The sequence below is a fragment of the Streptomyces sp. NPDC060198 genome (assembly GCF_042728415.1).
In the GTDB taxonomy this organism is placed as follows: domain Bacteria; phylum Actinomycetota; class Actinomycetes; order Streptomycetales; family Streptomycetaceae; genus Streptomyces.
The window spans coordinates 1-16,571 of the sequence record NZ_JBHWZJ010000149.1 but is presented as its reverse complement, the minus strand read 5'-3'; the positions used below and the strand labels follow the sequence as shown (position 1 = coordinate 16,571).

The 16,571-nt window shown below is 72.0% G+C and carries 13 protein-coding genes and 1 tRNA gene; 3 read left to right on the top strand and 11 right to left on the bottom strand.

All coding sequences use genetic code 11. The features are described 5' to 3' along the window. Positions 1-36: 36 nt before the first annotated feature. Positions 37-597: an HIT family protein gene (locus ACFWEP_RS19285; RefSeq protein WP_387371500.1), complete on the bottom strand. Its 561-nt coding sequence runs from the start codon at positions 595-597 to the stop codon at positions 37-39. Positions 598-664: 67 nt separating this feature from the next. On the opposite strand from ACFWEP_RS19285, the gene ACFWEP_RS19280 reads away from it, so the two are divergent. After that, the gene (locus ACFWEP_RS19280) at positions 665-1,381 is read left to right on the top strand and encodes a potassium channel family protein (RefSeq protein ID WP_387371499.1); all 717 of its coding nucleotides are present in this window, start codon (positions 665-667) and stop codon (positions 1,379-1,381) included. A gap of 36 nt (positions 1,382-1,417) precedes the next feature. On the opposite strand, the gene thrS is transcribed toward ACFWEP_RS19280, so the two are convergent. The 3 genes from thrS to ACFWEP_RS19265 all read right to left on the bottom strand — a co-directional run bounded on the left by thrS (position 1,418) and on the right by ACFWEP_RS19265 (position 5,442). Beyond that, entirely contained in the window at positions 1,418-3,394 is a 1,977-nt protein-coding gene (gene thrS, locus ACFWEP_RS19275; protein ID WP_387371498.1) for a threonine--tRNA ligase, read from the bottom strand. A 144-nt stretch (positions 3,395-3,538) separates the two neighbouring features. Then, entirely contained in the window at positions 3,539-4,846 is a 1,308-nt protein-coding gene (locus tag ACFWEP_RS19270; RefSeq protein ID WP_387371497.1) for a hypothetical protein, read from the bottom strand. Next, positions 4,846-5,442, bottom strand: a complete 597-nt coding sequence (locus ACFWEP_RS19265) for a DUF4365 domain-containing protein (protein ID WP_387371496.1) — start codon at positions 5,440-5,442, stop codon at positions 4,846-4,848. Before ACFWEP_RS19265 ends, ACFWEP_RS19270 begins: the two co-directional genes overlap by 1 nt. Before the next feature lie 213 nt (positions 5,443-5,655). Here ACFWEP_RS19265 and ACFWEP_RS19260 point away from each other — a divergent pair, with 213 nt between their 5' ends. After that, a complete protein-coding gene (locus ACFWEP_RS19260; protein ID WP_387371495.1) occupies positions 5,656-6,387 on the top strand; it encodes a 3'-5' exonuclease in 732 nt (243 codons plus the stop codon). 101 nt (positions 6,388-6,488) lie between these two features. On the opposite strand, the gene ACFWEP_RS19255 is transcribed toward ACFWEP_RS19260, so the two are convergent. Both ACFWEP_RS19255 and ACFWEP_RS19250 read right to left on the bottom strand, forming a co-directional pair. Continuing rightward, positions 6,489-6,560, bottom strand: a tRNA-Val gene (locus ACFWEP_RS19255). 39 nt (positions 6,561-6,599) lie between these two features. Next, positions 6,600-7,046 (bottom strand): SRPBCC family protein, encoded by a 447-nt coding sequence (locus ACFWEP_RS19250; protein WP_387371494.1) that lies wholly within the window; start codon positions 7,044-7,046, stop codon positions 6,600-6,602. Between the two features lie 105 nt (positions 7,047-7,151). Here ACFWEP_RS19250 and ACFWEP_RS19245 point away from each other — a divergent pair, with 105 nt between their 5' ends. After that, positions 7,152-9,638: an SCO7613 C-terminal domain-containing membrane protein gene (locus ACFWEP_RS19245; RefSeq protein ID WP_387371493.1), complete on the top strand. Its 2,487-nt coding sequence runs from the start codon at positions 7,152-7,154 to the stop codon at positions 9,636-9,638. Positions 9,639-9,672: 34 nt separating this feature from the next. Here the strand turns inward: ACFWEP_RS19245 and ACFWEP_RS19240 are convergent, their stop codons facing one another. The 5 genes from ACFWEP_RS19240 to ACFWEP_RS19220 all read right to left on the bottom strand — a co-directional run bounded on the left by ACFWEP_RS19240 (position 9,673) and on the right by ACFWEP_RS19220 (position 16,256). Next, positions 9,673-12,426 (bottom strand): Tat pathway signal sequence domain protein, encoded by a 2,754-nt coding sequence (locus ACFWEP_RS19240; RefSeq protein WP_387371492.1) that lies wholly within the window; start codon positions 12,424-12,426, stop codon positions 9,673-9,675. A gap of 105 nt (positions 12,427-12,531) precedes the next feature. Next, positions 12,532-13,143: a hypothetical protein gene (locus ACFWEP_RS19235; protein ID WP_387371491.1), complete on the bottom strand. Its 612-nt coding sequence runs from the start codon at positions 13,141-13,143 to the stop codon at positions 12,532-12,534. 7 nt (positions 13,144-13,150) lie between these two features. After that, on the bottom strand, positions 13,151-14,011 hold the full coding sequence (locus tag ACFWEP_RS19230) for a carbohydrate ABC transporter permease (protein ID WP_387371490.1): 861 nt from the start codon (positions 14,009-14,011) through the stop codon (positions 13,151-13,153). Next, a complete protein-coding gene (locus ACFWEP_RS19225) occupies positions 14,008-14,976 on the bottom strand; it encodes a carbohydrate ABC transporter permease (RefSeq protein ID WP_387371489.1) in 969 nt (322 codons plus the stop codon). Before ACFWEP_RS19225 ends, ACFWEP_RS19230 begins: the two co-directional genes overlap by 4 nt. Before the next feature lie 11 nt (positions 14,977-14,987). After that, the gene (locus ACFWEP_RS19220) at positions 14,988-16,256 is read right to left on the bottom strand and encodes an ABC transporter substrate-binding protein (RefSeq protein ID WP_387371488.1); all 1,269 of its coding nucleotides are present in this window, start codon (positions 16,254-16,256) and stop codon (positions 14,988-14,990) included. Positions 16,257-16,571 lie beyond the last annotated feature (315 nt).

The window sequence follows — 16,571 nt, the reverse complement described above, 5'->3', positions numbered from 1 at the left end:
CCCGCTGCGGGTGCCCCCTTCGCCGTACCGGGTGCGTCAGGCGGCCGGCCAGGCGTCGGCCAGCATCGCGCGAGTGTCGCCGAGGAGTTGCGGAAGCACCTTGGTGTGGCCCACCACGGGCATGAAGTTGGTGTCGCCGCCCCAGCGCGGGACGAGGTGCTGGTGCAGGTGCGCGGCGATGCCGGCGCCGGCGACGGCTCCCTGGTTCATGCCGATGTTGAAGCCGTGCGCTCCGGAAGCCATCCGGAGCGCGGCCATGGCCTTCTTGGTGAAGTCGGCGAGTTCGAGCGTCTCCGGGCCGTCCAGCTCGGTGTAGTCGGCGACGTGCCGGTAAGGCACGACCATGAGGTGGCCACCGGTGTACGGGTAGAGGTTGAGCACGGCGTAGACGTGTGTGCCGCGTGCGACGACGAGCCCGTCCACGTCCGATTTGGACGGGATGGTACAGAACGGACAGCCGTCGTCGGCGCCGGGACCGCTCGGCTTGTTCTCACCCTGGATGTAGGCCATCCGGTGGGGGGTCCACAGGCGCTGGAACGCGTCGGGCGTCCCCACTCCGATCTGCTGCTCGGGCTCACTCGTCATACCGTTCAGCATATGGCGTCACCCCTGGCGCGCGTGTCGCCGGGGCCCGGCCCCTCGCGGCGGCGGGATGCTTGCGGTCATGAGCGACCGCCCCGACCCGCCGAGCGACCGCCCCGCATCCCCGGAACACCGCTCGCCCGCCGCTCCACCTCCCCGTCTCGCCCGGTGGGAGGAGCGGGCCGAGGTGCCCCTCGCGGTGGCCTCGCTGGTGTTCCTGGCGGGGTACGCGATCCACGTGCTGGCCGGCCGGGACCGGGCCCCGTGGCCGGACGTGGGGCTGGGCCTGGTGTACGGGACGTGGGCGCTCTTCGTCGTGGACTACGCCGTGCGCCTGCGGCTCAGCGGTCTGGGCCACCGCTTCGTGCGGACGCACTGGCTGGACACCCTGGTGCTGGTGATGCCGCTGCTGCGTCCGTTGCGCGTGGTGAAGGTGTACTCGGCGGTCCAGCAGCGCCGGGCCGCGCCGCGGCTGAGCCTCTACGCCCGGGTGATGTCGTACGCCGGTCTCTCCGCCGTGCTGCTCGGCGTCTCCGCCGCGCTCACCGTCTACCACGTGGAGCACACCGCGCCGGGCGCCGACATCCGTACCTTCGGCGACGCGGCCTGGTGGGCGTGCGCGACCCTGACGACGGTGGGGTACGGGGACGCGGTGCCGGTCACCCCGGAGGGCAGGATCGTCGCGACGGGGCTGATGGTCTGCGGGCTGGCACTGCTCGGTGCGGTGACGGGCTCCTTCTCCTCGTGGCTGCTCCAGGTGTTCCGGCGGGAGGACGAGGAACGGCCCCCGGTGGGCTGACGCCGCGCCGGGGGCCGTACTCGTGCCGTGCCGGAATCAGACCTGGACGCGGTCCTCGACGGCCTTGGCGATCTTGGCGATGGCCTCGTCGACCGGGATGCCGTTCTCCTGCGAACCGTCGCGGTAGCGGAAGGAGACGGCGCCGTTGGCCATGTCCTCGTCGCCCGCGATGATCATGAAGGGGACCTTGGCCTTCTGCTGGTTGCGGATCTTCTTCTGCATCCGGTCCGAGGAGGCGTCCACGTCGACCCGCAGCCCCTGCTTGCGCGCCGTGGCGGCGAACTCCTGGAGGTACGGGATGTGGGCGTCGCCGATCGGGATGCCGACCGCCTGGACGGGCGCGAGCCAGACCGGGAAGGCGCCCGCGTAGTGCTCCAGGAGCACCGCGAAGAAGCGCTCGATGGAACCGAACAGAGCGCGGTGGATCATGACCGGGCGCTGCTTGGTGCCCTCCGGGCCGGTGTACTCCAGCTCGAAGCGCTCCGGCAGGTTGAAGTCGAGCTGCACGGTCGACATCTGCCAGGTGCGGCCGATGGCGTCCTTGCACTGCACGGAGATCTTCGGGCCGTAGAAGGCGGCGCCGCCCGGGTCCGGGACGAGCGGGAGGCCCTGCTTTTCGGCGACCTGGCGCAGCGTCTCGGTGGCCTCTTCCCAGATCTCGTCGGAGCCGACGAACTTCTCCGGGTCCTTGGTGGAGAGCTCCAGGTAGAAGTCGTTCAGGCCGTAGTCGCGGAGCAGGTTCAGCACGAAGGTGAGCGTGCGGTCCAGCTCCTCCGCCATCTGCTCCTTGGTGCAGTAGATGTGCGCGTCGTCCTGCGTGAATCCGCGCGAGCGGGTCAGGCCGTGCACCACACCGGACTTCTCGTACCGGTAGACCGTGCCGAACTCGAAGAGGCGCAGCGGGAGTTCACGGTAGGAACGGCCGCGTGCGTCGAAGATCAGGTTGTGCATCGGGCAGTTCATCGGCTTGAGGTAGTAGTCCACCCCGTCGTCGAGCTGCATGGGGGGGTACATGCCGTCGGCGTACCAGTCCAGGTGGCCGGACTTCTCGAAGAGCTTGCCCTTGGTGGCGTGCGGGCTGTAGACGAACTCGTAGCCCTCTTCCTCGTGGCGGCGCCGCGAGTAGTCCTCCATGGCCCGGCGGATGATGCCGCCCTTGGGGTGGAAGACGGCCAGGCCGGGGCCGATCTCGTCGGGGAAGGAGAAGAGGTCCAGCTCGTTGCCGAGCTTGCGGTGGTCGCGCTTGGCGGCCTCCTCCAGGAACTCCAGGTGCGCCTTGAGCTCTTCCTTGGTGGGCCACGCGGTGCCGTAGATGCGCTGGAGCATCGGGTTCTTCTCGCTGCCGCGCCAGTAGGCGGCGGCGTTGCGCATCAGCTTGAACGCCGGGATGAACCGGGTGGTCGGCAGGTGCGGACCGCGGCAGAGGTCCTTCCAGCACAGGTCGCCGGTCTTGGCGTCCAGGTTGTCGTAGATGGTCAGCTCGCCGCCGCCCACCTCGACGTCCGCACCGTCGTCGGACGAGGCCGAGCCCTTGATGCCGATGAGCTCCAGCTTGTACGGCTCGGCGGCCAGCTCCTCGCGGGCCGCCTCGTCGGTGACGACACGGCGGGAGAAGCGCTGGCCACGCTTCTGGATCTCCTGCATCTTCTTCTCGATGGCCTTGAGATCCTCGGGCGTGAACGGCTTCTCGACGTCGAAGTCGTAGTAGAAGCCGTCCTTGACCGGCGGGCCGATGCCGAGCTTGGCCTCGGGGAAGAGCTCCTGGACGGCCTGGGCCATCACGTGCGCGGTGGAGTGGCGCAGGATGTTGAGGCCGTCCTCGGAGGAGATCTCCACGGGCTCGACGGTCGCACCGTCCGTGAGGACGTGCGCGAGGTCGCGCAGCTCGCCGTCGACGCGGGCGGCCACGACCGAGCGCTGACCGGGGAAGAGCTCGGCGGCCGTCGTGCCCGTCGTCACCACGTGCTCTTCCCGCTCGGAATCGCGATGGATGATCACACGGACGTCTGACACCGGTCTCTCCTGACTCAGGGGGCGCACCGCATTGCTTGCGCGTGCACCAAGGATCGTACCGAGCCGGGCAGCCTAATTCACATTGCGTTCTTCACGGGTGACCGGCGACGGCCCCGCGGTCCCGAGCGCCGGCCCGTCCGGGAGCTACTCCTCGTCGCCCGCGCACGCCTCCTCGAACCAGTCCAGGTTCTCCTGGAGCGCCTTCATCAGCCGGTCCCGCTCCGCCTCGTCGACCTGGACGGGAGCGACCTGGGTGGCGCCGGTGAGCCGCCGGAAACCGCCCCGGCTCTCCAGCAGGCCCTCCACCCGGAGCGGCAGTCCGACGAGGTGGGCGTGGCCCGCGATGCGGTACGCCTCCTCGTCCAGCTCGACCCGTACGTGCGCGACCTCGGCGCCCGCGAGGACGCGCAGCCGTACGCTTCCGGGGCCGCGCGGCCCCGGACGGCGCATCCGGACGACGGCCCCGGTGATCCGGACCGGGACGGACGGCTCCTCGCGGCGGTAGCGGGTGCCTGCCAGCCGGAGCGCGGGGAGATCGCCCGGGGAGAAGTCGACGGGTTCGGGGCGGTCCGGGCAGTTGCCGGGCGCACCGCACGAGGGCGCCCAGTCGACGGTGATCCTGGCGCCCTCCGAGCCCCGGACCAGCGCGACCAGGGCGTCGGTCAGCTCGCGGCTGACACCGGCGGGGACCGCGGCGTCGAAGGCCTCCATGCCGCCGGTGGCACGCTGGTAGTCGACGGCCTCGCGGGCGGCGTGCAGCGCCCGGTAGAGCCGGCCGGCGACGGCGCGGCCGGAGGCGACCGGAAGGAAGGCGGTGAGCCGACGCCCTCCCGGGGCCGGGCCGATCAGCACGTCGTCCAGCGCGGCCCGGGCCCGTCTGCGGTGACGGGCGCCATGGTGGCCCGCCGGGCCGCGTACGGCGAGGGAGCCGGCCAGCAGGATGCGCAGGGCGGCCGAGCGCAGCGCCTCCGCCTCGCCCCAGCCCGCCGCACCGGCGGCCCCGGCAGCGGCCACGGTCTCCTCGGGGACCTCACGCCACCAGCGGACCTCGTCGCTGGGTACGGCGAGGGCGACGAGGACGTCCCGGGCGGAGGGTTCCGCGCTGCGGGCGAGGGCCGCGAGCGCCTCCGCGAGCAGGTCCTCGGTGTCGGAGAAGGCCGCGGAGGCGGGCACCAGCAGGCTGGCGGGCCCGCCGGCCGGTCCGGGCGGGGTCCACCGGGTGTAGCGCCCGGCGGCCCCGCCGCGCAGGCACCACCCGTGGCGGGCGAGGAGCGCGCCGAGGACGGCGGGGTCCACGGCCGCGGGATCCGGCAGGGCGTCGGACGTGCCCCGGTCCGGGGCTGCCCGCGTCTCCCGTGCCGCTCGCGGGTCCGGCTCCGGGACCTCGGCCGGATGGGCGCGGGTGTCCGGCTCCGCTCCCCCGCCGACGGGTTCGTCCATCGACCGGTGCATCAGGGTCTCCCTCCCGCCCCGACCCGGGCCATGATCTCGCAGAGCGCCCGGTCGTCGAAGATCCGGGAGGTCGGGATGCGCACGGTTGTCCTGAGCCGGCCGGTCACCGGGTGGCCGGCCAGGTTGATCCAGTAGCAGCAGTGCCGCAGGTCGAGCCGGTCGTGTCCGGCACGCAGCCAGTCGTCCTGGGCGCGCGGCACGATCATCACGACCAGGATCCGGTGCACGGACACGGGTGTCCGGGCGAGTTTCACGAGGTGGGCGTTGTCGAGGGTGAAGGGGAACGTCCCGCCCCGGGGGTGCGGCGGGAGCTGATAGGTGCACTTGAGCTGCACCTTGACGGTCACTTCGTCGTCGACCGTGTGGGCCGGTGCGCCGTGGCTGAGGTGCCAGTCGACGCCGTTGTCGGGAAACGGCTGGGAGAGGGAGCAGCCGGCCGCGGCCGCCACGGCGTGGAGATACCCCACCTGGAGGGTCTCCATGCAGGCGGTGGTGGCGAGGGTGCCCCGCAGGGGCGCGGTCCGTCCGGCCGGCAGACCTTTTCCGCGGTCCGTGGCACGTGCGGTGCTCCCCGGGTCGGGCTGCGCGAGCGCCATGGCTCCGTATGCCTTCCGAGCTGTGCGGTTCTCCGGTCGTTGACGTGGCTCGACGGGCACGTGGTTGCTGTCCGGTCAACTCCCGCGCCCGTCAGAAGTGTTGTCACCGAAGGAGACGGCCCGCAAACGGCGTATCAGGCAAACAGCGCGGGTATCACCGATATCGGGCAGGGGAATCACGCCATCTGCCGTGCGGGTGCGAGGAGTTCGGGGATGATGCACTGGTTCGAGGGGCCGCTGGCCGCATTCGACACGGAGACGACGGGGGTCGACGTCGAGGAGGACCGGATCGTCTCGGCCGCCCTGGTCGTCCAGGACACCGCCGGCGGGCGGGCCCGGGTGACCCGCTGGCTGATCAATCCGGGGATTCCGGTGCCGCCGGAGGCGACGGGAATCCACGGTCTCACCGACGACCACCTCCAGCGCAACGGCCGGTGGCCCGCTCCGGTGGTGGAGGAGATAGCACGGTCGCTCGCGGAGCAGTGCGCGACCGGCCGCCCGCTGGTCGTCATGAACGCGCCCTTCGACCTGACCCTCCTGGACCGCGAGTTGAAGCGGCACCGGGCGTCCTCGCTCGCGGGCTACCTGGAGCACGTACCCCTGTGCGTGATCGATCCCCGGGTGCTCGACAAGCACCTGGACCGCTACCGCAAGGGCCGCCGCACCTTGACCGACCTCTGCGAGCTGTACGGGGTGGTACTGGACGGGGCCCACGACGCGGCGGCGGACGCCGCCGCCTCGATGGAGCTGGTACGCGCCGTGGGCAGGCGGTTCACCGCGCGGCTGGAGCGGCTGACCCCGTCGGAGCTGCACACGCTCCAGGTGGCCTGGCACGCGGCGCAGGCCCGTGGGCTGGAGGCCTGGTTCGCCCGGAGCGGCACCCCCGAGCCGGTCGATCCCGCGTGGCCGCTGCGTCCGCGCCCGGAGGTGGCCGCCGCCGCGTGAACGGTACGGCGCGGCACGCGGTACGGCCTGCGCCCCACGATGTGGTCCTGGACGCGCGAAAGCCGGTCCGTCATTGGTGCTGACGGACCGGCTCTCCCCGGTGGGCGATACTGGTTTCGAACCAGTGACCTCTTCGGTGTGAACGAAGCGCTCTCCCACTGAGCTAATCGCCCGGGAACGGGTTGAACAATACAGGTCCGGGGCGGCTTCGTTCAAACCGCGCCGAGCCGGGCGGTGAGCCCGCGCCGCGCCGCGCGCATCATCAGGGCGTGGTTCGCCCGGAAGACCGGCCGGGCCACCGGCGCCAGCAGCCGCATCAGCCGCTTGCGGACCTCGACTTCCTGCTCGTAGCGCACGTGGCTGCCGTCACCCCTTCCGGTGACGGTCCAGCGGGCCCAGCCCTCCAGATCACCGGTCATGGACACTTCGAGGACCCCGGCCTCCGGATCGCGGCGCGCCCGGTCCAGGGTGACGACCAGGTCGTACGGCAGGACGGAGCGGAAGCGCGCCCGTCCCGTGGTCGCGTCCACCTGGACCACCTCGCGGACCTGGGGCCACCAGAGGGGGTACTCCTCGCCCCGCTCCAGCACCGCGAGGACGGCGGCGGGTGGCGCCGAGAGGTCCCACCGGCTCGTGAACCGGTAGTGGTTCGGGTTCATGAAGCCAGTCTCCTCGCTCCGGGGCCGGTCGCCCCAGGTACTCACTCCGAGAAGTGAGTACCTGAACACATGTACGCGCCCGCGCCCGGACCCGACACTCCGGACATGGAACACGTCCCGCCGCCCGCCGAGGAATTGGCGCTCCTCGACTCCGAACTGGCCCGTCTGGACGCCCGCCGGGCACAGTTGCTCCACCGCCGTGCCTGGCTGGTGGAGGCCCTGCGCGCCCAGGCCCGCGCCGGTTTCGCCCGCGCGGACACCGCCTTCGCTCCCCCGCCGCCGGCGTTCGGCCCGCACGTCCCGCTCCGGACGCCGTCCGGACACGGCGCGCAGAACGTCCTCCTCGCCCTCGGCGGTCTGCTGCTCGCGGTCGCCGCCATCGCCTTCACGCTGTTCAGCTGGGGCTCGATGGGCATCGGCGGCCGTTCGGCGGTGCTGGCCACCGTGACGGCGGCCGCCCTCGTCGTCCCTCTCGTGCTGCGGCGGCGCGGACTGCGGGCCACGGCCGAGGCGCTGGGCGCCTTCGGACTCGTCCTGACCCTCCTCGACGCCTACGCCCTCCACGCGGTGGCTCTCCCCGGCACCGACGGCACGTCGTTCGCCGCCGCGGCCTCGGCCGCCCTCGCCGGGCTCTGGGCGGGCTACGGCCTGACGCCCGGCCGGCCGGTCCTGCCGCTTCCGGCGGCGGTGGTGGCGGGTCAGCTGCCGCTGCTCCTCGCCTGCTCGGCCGCCGGCGCCCCGGCCCTCACCTTCGGCTGGGCGCTGCTGATCACGGCGGTGCTGGACGGCGTGGTCGTGGTCCGGGCGGTCCGGTCCGGGCGGACCGGGGTGCGGATCACCGCCCTGGTCTGCCTGGCGGCCACCGGCTCGGGCGCGCTGCTGCTGGCTCTGGTGCGGTCGTTGACGGCCGGTGGCCCGGCCGGGGCGCTCGCCCCGGGGGCACTGCTGGTGGTCGCGGGGGCCGCCGCGCTGCTCGCCGTACGGTGGGTGCCGGCCGGGCTCGCGACGGCCTGCGGACTCGTCGGCGGGCTCGCCGGGGTGGCGGGCGCCGGCGGGATGGCGCGGGCGGCACTGCCGCCGGAGTGGGCCGTGGTGGCGTATCTGTTCGCGGGGATCGCGCTCCTGACGGTGGTGCGGATCCTGTCGGTCCGCACGGCGGCCGGACGGGGGGTGGCCGCGTCGGTGGCGGTCGTGGTCGCGGGGTCGCTGCTCTGGGCGGCGCCCTGGGTGGCCGTGGCCTTGGCCGCTCCGCTGTCGGCGGGTACGCGGGTGTGGGAGGGCGCTCCGGAGGGTCTGCGGGCCGCGCTCGGCGGGCCGGCCGGCTGGCCGTGGACGATGGCCGCGCCGGTGGTCCTGGCGGTGGTGGCCGGGCTGGGAGCGGCGGCCCACCGGTGGGCGGTGGAGCTCGCCGGGCCCGGGGACACGGAGGGTCCGGCCGGTGCGCGGGCGTTCGGGACCTGGTGGCGGGGCGTGGCCCCGGTGGCCGTACCGGTGCTGACGGGCGGGGCGCTGCTGGTCACGGCGGCGGTCGCGGACGTCCCGTACGCGGCCGGAGCGGTCCTGGAAACCCTGTTGGTCGCCGGTGCCCTGGAGCTGCTGGTGCGCTTCTCCCGGGGATCGGCCCGGTCCGCCGCCGGGTCCGCCGTGCTGTGCTGCGCACTGGCGGGAGCGGTGAGCGTGGCAGCGCTGTCGCTGGCTTCCGAGGCGGCGACGTACGCGGTGGTCGCGGCGCTGACGGGGCTGTTCGCTGCGACGGCGATCAGGTTGCCGGACCGCCCGGCGCGCTCGGTGGCCGCCTCGGCCGCCGTCCTCGGCGGGATCGGGCTGACCGTCGCGGCGGTCGGGTCACTGGGACTCTCCGCCTCGCGCGGAGCACCGCTGCTGCTGATGGGTCCGGCGGTCACGGTGCTGCTCGGCGGGGTGCTCCGGCGCCGTCCGGTGGCGGTGCCGGTGGAGCTGACCGGGGCCTTCGGCGCGCTGGTGGCGGTGGGCCTGGCGGTCACGGATCCCGTGTCGCTCGCCCTGGTGCTGGGGCTGTCGGGGGTGCTGGCTGCCGGTGCGGCGGTGCGGCCGGAGCGCCGGAAGGCGGCGGGCGTGCTCGCGCCGGTGCTGTTCGTACTGGCGTCCTGGGTGCGGCTGGCGGACTCGGGGGTGATCGCCCCGGAGGCGTACACCCTGCCGGTGACGTTGCCGGCCCTGGTGGTCGGGGTGCTGCGGCGGCGCCGCGACCCGGCGGCCTCCTCCTGGACGGCGTACGGCGCGGGGCTCGCGGTCACGCTGGTGCCGAGCCTGGTGGCGGCCTGGGGAGACCCGGGGTGGACGCGTCCGCTGTTGCTGGGGCTCGCGGCCCTCGCGGTCACGCTGGCCGGGGCCCGGAGGCGTCTGCAGGCCCCGCTGTTCCTCGGCGGCGCGGTGCTGGCCCTGCTCGGCCTGCACGAACTCGCCCCGTACGTGGTGCAGGTGGTGGGGGCGCTGCCGAGATGGCTGGTGCCGGCGGCGGCCGGGGCGCTGCTGCTCGCGGTGGGTGCGACGTACGAGAAGCGGCTGCGGGACGCCCGGCGGGTGAGGGAGGTCCTCGGCAGGATGCGGTGAGGACCTCCCCCGGGGTGGTGGGCGGGCCGGTGGGTCAGCCGGGCAGGTGGTCGCCGACGAGGGCCAGGTTCTCGATGGCGGCGAGCCCGTACAGGGCGGTGTCGTTGGTGGAGACCCAGGCGGCCTCGGTGCCCGCGACGGTGGCGAGGGGCCCGCTCACCTCCTCGATCCTCCAGGGCGCGGACTCCTTGTATCCGTCGCCCCGCAGGAACCTCTCCCAGGCGCGGGCGGCGAACTTCTCGTCACCGGTCCGCACGGCGGCGTAGGCGTCCATGCGGGAGTGGCCCTGGAAGAGGCTGATGCTGCCGAAGTCGGAGCCGTAACGGGCGGCCTGCTCCGCTTTGGTGGCGTTGAAGTACCGGCAGTAGTCGAGGTACGCCTCCTCGAACGCCGGCATGTCGACCAGGGCGATGAGTTCGGCGCAGAGTTCGCCCAGCCCGAAGACGCCCGACAGGTGGGAGACGCTCACGACCGGCTGCGCGGCGATGGCGAACCGGCCGGTGTCGAGGTCGTAGAGTCCGCTGCCCTGGACGAAGCCGTTGGGCTGCGCGGCGATCGTCTCCATGGTGCCGAGGACCCGGTCCTTGGCCTTCGCCGCCTGCGGGCCGCCGCGCTCCCACTCGGTGAGCCAGGCGGAGACGAGCCCGCTCCAGTCGGTGCCGAAGCCGATGGAGAGCGCGTGCCGGTCGGGGGTGTACACGTCGGTGCGGACCTTGCGCTGCGGGTCGAGCACGAGGAAGGTCTCGTCGGAGTCGACGTTGGCGCGCATCAGGTCGCCGACCCGCTCGTCGGCGGTGAGGAAGTAGTAGAAGCGCCGATAGGTGGTGTTGGCGATGCGCTGCTGCTTGGCGCTGTCCGCGTAGTGCTGGATGCCGTGGCGGGTGCCGAGCCCGGCCCACTGGCCGAGGTGGTAGACGTCGACCTCGCCGGTGTGGCGGGTCATCGTCTCGGCGAAGCGGAAGATGTCGGCGCGGCCGGAGCGCAGATAGGCGTACCAGAGCCAGAGGTCGGTGGAGAGTTCGGAGTTGTCCCAGGCGTAGCCGCCGACGTCGTACCGCCACTGGTGCCGGGAGGGGTCGTACGTGTGCATGACGTCGCCGTAGTCCCAGAAGCCGTACCAGCGCCGCATGTCGACCTGGTCCCGGTAGTACGAGAAGAGGAAGTCGAGGTGGTCCTCGATCCTCGCCTTCGCCGGGGTGGAGCGGTCGGGCTCGGCGAAGAGCCCGCCGAAGACGCCCGCGCCGATGAGCTGGGAGGGCGGGGCGACCAGCTGCGGCAGGGTGCGGACGGCCGCGGTCTGCCGGGCCGATGTGTCGGCGCCGGGGGTGGAGTCGTGGACCCAGAAGAGGAGTTCGCTGGTGCGGGCGATGCCGTACGGGGTGCCGAAGCCGGGCTCGTAGTCCTCGTAGGTGATCTCCAGCCCGTCCAGCTGCTCGGTGTACGTGTCCATGCCGAGGCCGTCGTGGTAGAAGCGCAGGTCCATGGGTTGGGCCTCGGGCGACCAGAGCCAGACGGTCACCTCCGCCTCGTCCGTGTCGGCGCCCCTGATGTCGAGCTGGGCGGGGAACTTCTCCCAGAAGTCCCGCAGCCCGAAGGCGAGTCCGCCGCTCGCGCCGCCCACGTAACCGAAGCCGGAGGCGCGGCGTCCGCCGCCGGCCGCGATCCAGCCGTGCCCCTTCGCGGTGCGCTTGCGCACGGTGAACCCGTCCGCCGAGAGCTGGCCGAGGGTGTAGTCGCCCCAGGTGGGGATCAGATGGAGGCGGCTGGTGACCCGCTGGTCCCAGGTGGCGGGGTCGGGGAGGCGTACCCCTTCGAACTGGGCGGCGCGGACGGCGGCTCCGGGGTCGCGGCGCAGTCCGGTGATGCCCTTGACGGCCTCGCGGAGCATGCCGGTGCCCTCGCCGCCGAGCCGGACGTGGCGGTCGTACGCCTCGTCGCGCATCGGGACGGTGAAACGGACGCCGAGGCCCCGGACGAAGTCGCCACTGGCCTTTCCGGGTTCCTGCGTGCCGTCGAAGGTGATGGTGTGGACCATGCGGAAAGACTCGGCGCCCGCGTGGAAGTAGAACCGGACGGAGAACGGCATCCAGGAGCGCGAGCCGCGCCGGTGCTTGCCGTCGACGCGGACGACGGCGCGCAGCGGGCCCGCCTGTTCGACCTCGGCCGAGGCGACGGCGCTCTCGAAGCGCTCGTGACTCTCCCTGCCCTGGTCGTCGTCCTCGATCTCGCCCTGGCGGATCAGGACCAGCCGGCCGTCCTTGGCGATCTCGGTGCCGCCGCGCACCAGTGACTTCACGAGCGAGGAGCCGGTCTTCCCGATCTTCGCGGTGACGACGCCGGTCGAGACGGTGATGACCCCGCCGGAGCTGCTGACGGTGACCCTGGCCCCGGGGGCGGTGGGTTCGCCGGCGGTGAGGGCGAACTTCTTGGCTCCGGCCGCCTCCGGTCCGACGGCGTGGGCGCTCCACTTGAGGGAGCCGTCGGGCCAGGTGGCGGTGGTCCAGCTCTGTACGGGGACGCCCTTGCCCCCGTCGGTGGTGAGCGCGAACCTCTGGTCGGCCGGGTACAGCCCTTTCGGCCAGGGCACCCCGAACGTCGTGCCGGGGGCGGCTCCGAGCCCGCCCTCCTCCAGCCAGCCGATCTCCACCGGCTTCCCGCCGTCCCCGGCGGTGGCGTCGGTGGCCGCTTCGGCCCGTGGCGCGGTGCCGAGGGCCGTCCAGGACAGGGAGGACGCGGCACCGGCGACGGCTGCGGCCTTGAGCATGGTGCGACGGGGGATCGGGGACATCACGACTCCAGTTCTCGGGGACTCGGTTCGTGTGTGCTTCGGCGAAACGGGCAGGGCGGACCGCCCCGGGGGCGCGGACCGCGCCCCCGGGGAGTGGGTGGAGGGTCAGTGGCGGCGGTCGGTGACGACCGCCGCGGCGGCGAGTGCGCCCAGGGCGGGCACGGCGAGCGGGGGCAGCTGCCAGGCGGTGAGGGCGACGGCGGCGAACCCGCCGACGAGGAGCAGGGAGCCGACGGGGTCGGTGGCGGTACGGCGGACCGCCGTACGCACGATCGGTGCCCAGCGCACGCCGGGCCGCCAGGCGGCGGCCGTGCGCAGCAGCGCGACGGCCACGGCGAGCGCGCAAAGGGCGCTGACCGCCGCGAGGAGGCGGCCGCCGGGCAGCAGCCCCGACCGGGCGATCCGCAAGTCGAGGGCGAGCAGCGCGAGGGCCGCCCCCGTCAGCGGGGTGACCAGCAGCCCGGTGCGTACCGCCTCCCGCAGATCGCCGGTGAATTCCCGGAGCCCGCCACGCCGGTCCTCGGTCTGCCGCCGCAGGTGGGCACAGCCCGCCGCGAAGGCGGGCACGAGGGTGATCAGGGGCAGTGCGGCCAGGGTGATCCAGACCCCGGTGAGCAGGCATTCGGCGAAGAGCGCGAAGCGGGCGAGCCGTTCGGTGCGGCGGCGCACGGCGGCGGGCCGGGTGTGGGCGCGGACACGCGTGGTGGGTGCGCTCATGGCCCGGTCAGCCCTTCAGCCCGGAGGTGGCCGCGCCTTCGACCAGGTACCGCTGGAAGGCGAGGAAGAAGGCGAGTACGGGCAGCAGGGCGAGGACCGACATGGCGACCATTCCGCCGTAGTCAGCCGCACTGTCCTGGTCGATGAACATCTTCAGCCCCATGGAGACGGGGTACTTGTCCGGCTCGTTGAGGTAGAGGAGCGGGCCGAGGAAGTCGTTCCAGGACCAGATGAAGGTGAAGATCGAGCTGGTGATGAGGGCGGGCCGGCAGAGCGGCAGCATGATGTGCCAGTAGATCCGGGGGTGCCCGCAGCCGTCGAGCCTGGCCGCCTCGTCGAGTTCGCGGGGCAGGTTCCGCATGAACTGCATCATCAGGAAGACGAAGAACCCGTCGGTCGCCAGGTACTTCCCCAGCAGCAACGGCACGTAGGTGTTGATGAGTTCCATCTTCTGGAAGAGCACGTACTGCGGAATGATCAGTACGTGGTACGGCAGCAGGAGGGTGCCGATCATCAGCGAGAAGAGCAGGTTGCGGCCCCGGAAGTCGATGCGGGCGAAGGCGTAGGCGGCGAGCGAGCAGGAGAACAGCACTCCGGCCACCGAGCCGAAGGCCAGCACGAGCGAGTTGACGAAGAAGGTCGACACGGGGATGTCGGCGATGCCGTCCATCAGCTTTTGGTAGTGGTCGAACACCGGCTGGGTGGGGAAGAGTTCGAGTCCGCCGACGATGTCCTCGTTGGGTTTCAGCGAGCTGCCGAGCACCCAGAACAGCGGGTAGAGCACGAGCGCGAGGACCGCCAGCGCGCCGACGTGCCAGAGCACCGAGCGCGCCGAGCGGCGCCGCGCCGGGTGGATGAGCGCGCTCATCGGACGTCCTCCTCGTAGTGGACCCAGCGCCGCTGGGACCAGAACAGCACGGCCGTGACCAGGCCGACCGAGACGAGCAGCATCCAGGCCATGGCGGAGGCGTAGCCCATCCGGAGATTGGTCCAGCCCTGTTCGTACAGGTAGCAGGTGTAGACGAGCCCGGCGTCGGCCGGACCGCACTTGCTGTTGGTGACGACGTACGCCGAGGCGAAGATCTGGAAGGAGTGGATGGTCTCCAGCAGCAGGTTGAAGAAGAGCACCGGGGAGATCATCGGCAGGGTGATGGAACGAAACCGCCGCCAGGCGCTCGCGCCGTCCACCTGCGCCGCCTCGTACAGCTCGCGCGGCACCTGCTGGAGACCGGCCAGGAAGATGACCATGGGGGCGCCGAACTGCCATACGGTGAGCGCCACCAGGGCGTAGATCACCATGTCCGGGTCGCCGATCCAGCCACCGAGGTGCACGCCGAAGACCTGGAGCGAACGGTCGACGACGGCGTCGTCGGAGAAGAGCGCGCGCCACACGATGGCGACGGAGACGCTCGCGCCGACGAGCGAGGGCGCGTAGAACGCGGCCCGGTAGAAGCCCTGGCCGCGCCGCTCCTTGCTGAGCAGCAGGGCGACCGCGAGCGCCGCCGCCAGCTTCAGCGGGGTGCCCACCAGGACGTAGGAGGTGGTGACCTCGACCGACTTGCGCCAGCGGGGGTCCGAGAACATCTCGGTGAAGTTCTCGAACCCGACGAAACGGGGGCTGTCGAAGAGGTTGTAGTCGGTGAACGCCAGATAGAGCGAGGCGAGCATGGGGCCCGCGGTCAGCAGCAGGAAGCCGACGATCCACGGGGACATGAACAGGTAGCCGGCGAGGTTCTCCCCGCGGGCCCGCCGCCGCGCGGGGGCGGCGGCCTTGCGGGGCGTGGAGCCCCCGTCGGGCAGGGCCGGCGCGGGGGCGGTTCGGATGTCGGTCATCGCCGTTCCCCTCAGGAGCCGAGCGCCGTCTTCGCCTCGGAGAAGAACTGCTTCGTACCGTCGTCCACCGAGGTCGTGCCGAGGAACACGTCGGCGCCGATGCGCAGGAAGGCGGCTTCGACGATGTCGGCGCCCGCCGGATGCGGGGTGATCGGCTCGACGTCGTCGGCGATCTGCTTCTCGTACGCGGCGATCTGCGCGGAGACACCGGTGGGCTCGTAGGCGTCGAACTGCTCCTCGGTGGCGAGGACGCCCCGGTCGTAGCCCATGATCTTGCCGACCTCGGGGTCGTGGACCATGAAGTCGATGAAGGTGGCCACCTCCTCGGGGTGCTTGGTGCGGGCGGAGCCACTGAGCATCAGCGAGGAGATGTACTGCCCTGTGCGCTTGCCGTCGGTCGTGGGCACGGGCGCGATGGCGAGCGGGGTCTTGGTCTCGGAGGTGTAGCGGACCAGGAAGTTGTCCCAGGTGAACTCGCCGGCGGAGAGGTCCTTCGACAGCCCCGAGGTGGGCTTGGCCTGCTCGATCTTCTTCGGGTCGGTCAGGACGCCGGCCTTCGTACGGGCGTAGTTCTTGTTCCACCAGTCCTTGAGGTCGGCCTCGGTGAAGCCGAGCTTCGCGTCCTCGGTGAAGAACGCCTTGTCGTGCTGACGCAGGACCAGGTCGTAGAGGTACATGATCCCGCCGCCGCCGCTGTCCCCGGGCAGACCGCCCTTGCTGATCTTCTCGGTGGCCGCCTCGTACTCGTCCCAGGTCCATCCCTCGGCGGGGGTGACCCCTATCTTCTTGTACTCGGCGGGGTTGTAGATCAGGGCGAAGGTGTTGCCGCCGACCGGGACACCGACGAGCTTCCCGTCGACCTCACCGGCCTTCTCCAGCCCGGCCCGGAAGTGCTCCATACTGAGGTTCCCTGCCTCGACCTGCGCATGGAGGTCGAGCAGTACCCGCTTGTCGTCGTACTTGCGGAGGAACGCCACGGAGTTCTGGAAGACGTCGGGGGCGTTGCCGGCGGAGGCCTGCGTGTTGAACTTCTTCCAGAAGTTCTCGTAGTCCTGGAAGTCGGTCTTCACCTCGATGTCCGGGTACTTCTTCTCGAACAGGGCGATCGTCTCGTTGATCAGGGTGGCCCGCTCCTGACCGCCCCACCAGGAGTAGCGGATCTCCACCTTGCCACCGGCCCCCGCTCCGCCGTCGCCGCCGCAGCCGGTGGCGAGAAGCCCCAGCGCCACCACGGACACGCCTGCCGCACGCAGTCCCCGGGCACTTCGCCAAGACGTCATGACACACCCCATCCCGGACAGGCCGCACCCCTGCCTCGGTAGATTGAATCGTTCAAGAAAGCGCTTGCCGACAAATTATGGAGTGAACACGACAACGTCAACGGTTGTGACAGGATCAGTCGAAGCGCTTCACCGGGGGCGACGGAACCCCCGGGCGGGCCGGACTCCAGGACAGACGGACCGGGGACGGGGAACGCGACCGGAGGGCCGCACGGGGGTCGCCGGCCCCCGGAACACCACGAAGAGGGCCAGAGCCGCGGCCGGGGCGATTCGGCACCACGACGCAGAAGGCCCGAGAGACCTTGCGGTCTCTCG

Excerpts from the sequence above, each read along its gene's own strand:
- ACFWEP_RS19285 (WP_387371500.1), bottom strand. The coding sequence starts at position 597 with ATGCTGAACGGTATGACGAGTGAGCCCGAGCAGCAGATCGGAGTGGGG.
- ACFWEP_RS19280 (WP_387371499.1), top strand. The coding sequence starts at position 665 with ATGAGCGACCGCCCCGACCCGCCGAGCGACCGCCCCGCATCCCCGGAA.
- ACFWEP_RS19270 (WP_387371497.1), bottom strand. The coding sequence starts at position 4,846 with ATGCACCGGTCGATGGACGAACCCGTCGGCGGGGGAGCGGAGCCGGAC.
- ACFWEP_RS19265 (WP_387371496.1), bottom strand. The coding sequence starts at position 5,442 with ATGGCGCTCGCGCAGCCCGACCCGGGGAGCACCGCACGTGCCACGGAC.
- ACFWEP_RS19260 (WP_387371495.1), top strand. The coding sequence starts at position 5,656 with ATGATGCACTGGTTCGAGGGGCCGCTGGCCGCATTCGACACGGAGACG.
- ACFWEP_RS19250 (WP_387371494.1), bottom strand. The coding sequence starts at position 7,046 with ATGAACCCGAACCACTACCGGTTCACGAGCCGGTGGGACCTCTCGGCG.
- ACFWEP_RS19245 (WP_387371493.1), top strand. The coding sequence starts at position 7,152 with ATGGAACACGTCCCGCCGCCCGCCGAGGAATTGGCGCTCCTCGACTCC.
- ACFWEP_RS19240 (WP_387371492.1), bottom strand. The coding sequence starts at position 12,426 with ATGTCCCCGATCCCCCGTCGCACCATGCTCAAGGCCGCAGCCGTCGCC.
- ACFWEP_RS19235 (WP_387371491.1), bottom strand. The coding sequence starts at position 13,143 with ATGAGCGCACCCACCACGCGTGTCCGCGCCCACACCCGGCCCGCCGCC.
- ACFWEP_RS19230 (WP_387371490.1), bottom strand. The coding sequence starts at position 14,011 with ATGAGCGCGCTCATCCACCCGGCGCGGCGCCGCTCGGCGCGCTCGGTG.
- ACFWEP_RS19225 (WP_387371489.1), bottom strand. The coding sequence starts at position 14,976 with ATGACCGACATCCGAACCGCCCCCGCGCCGGCCCTGCCCGACGGGGGC.
- ACFWEP_RS19220 (WP_387371488.1), bottom strand. The coding sequence starts at position 16,256 with ATGACGTCTTGGCGAAGTGCCCGGGGACTGCGTGCGGCAGGCGTGTCC.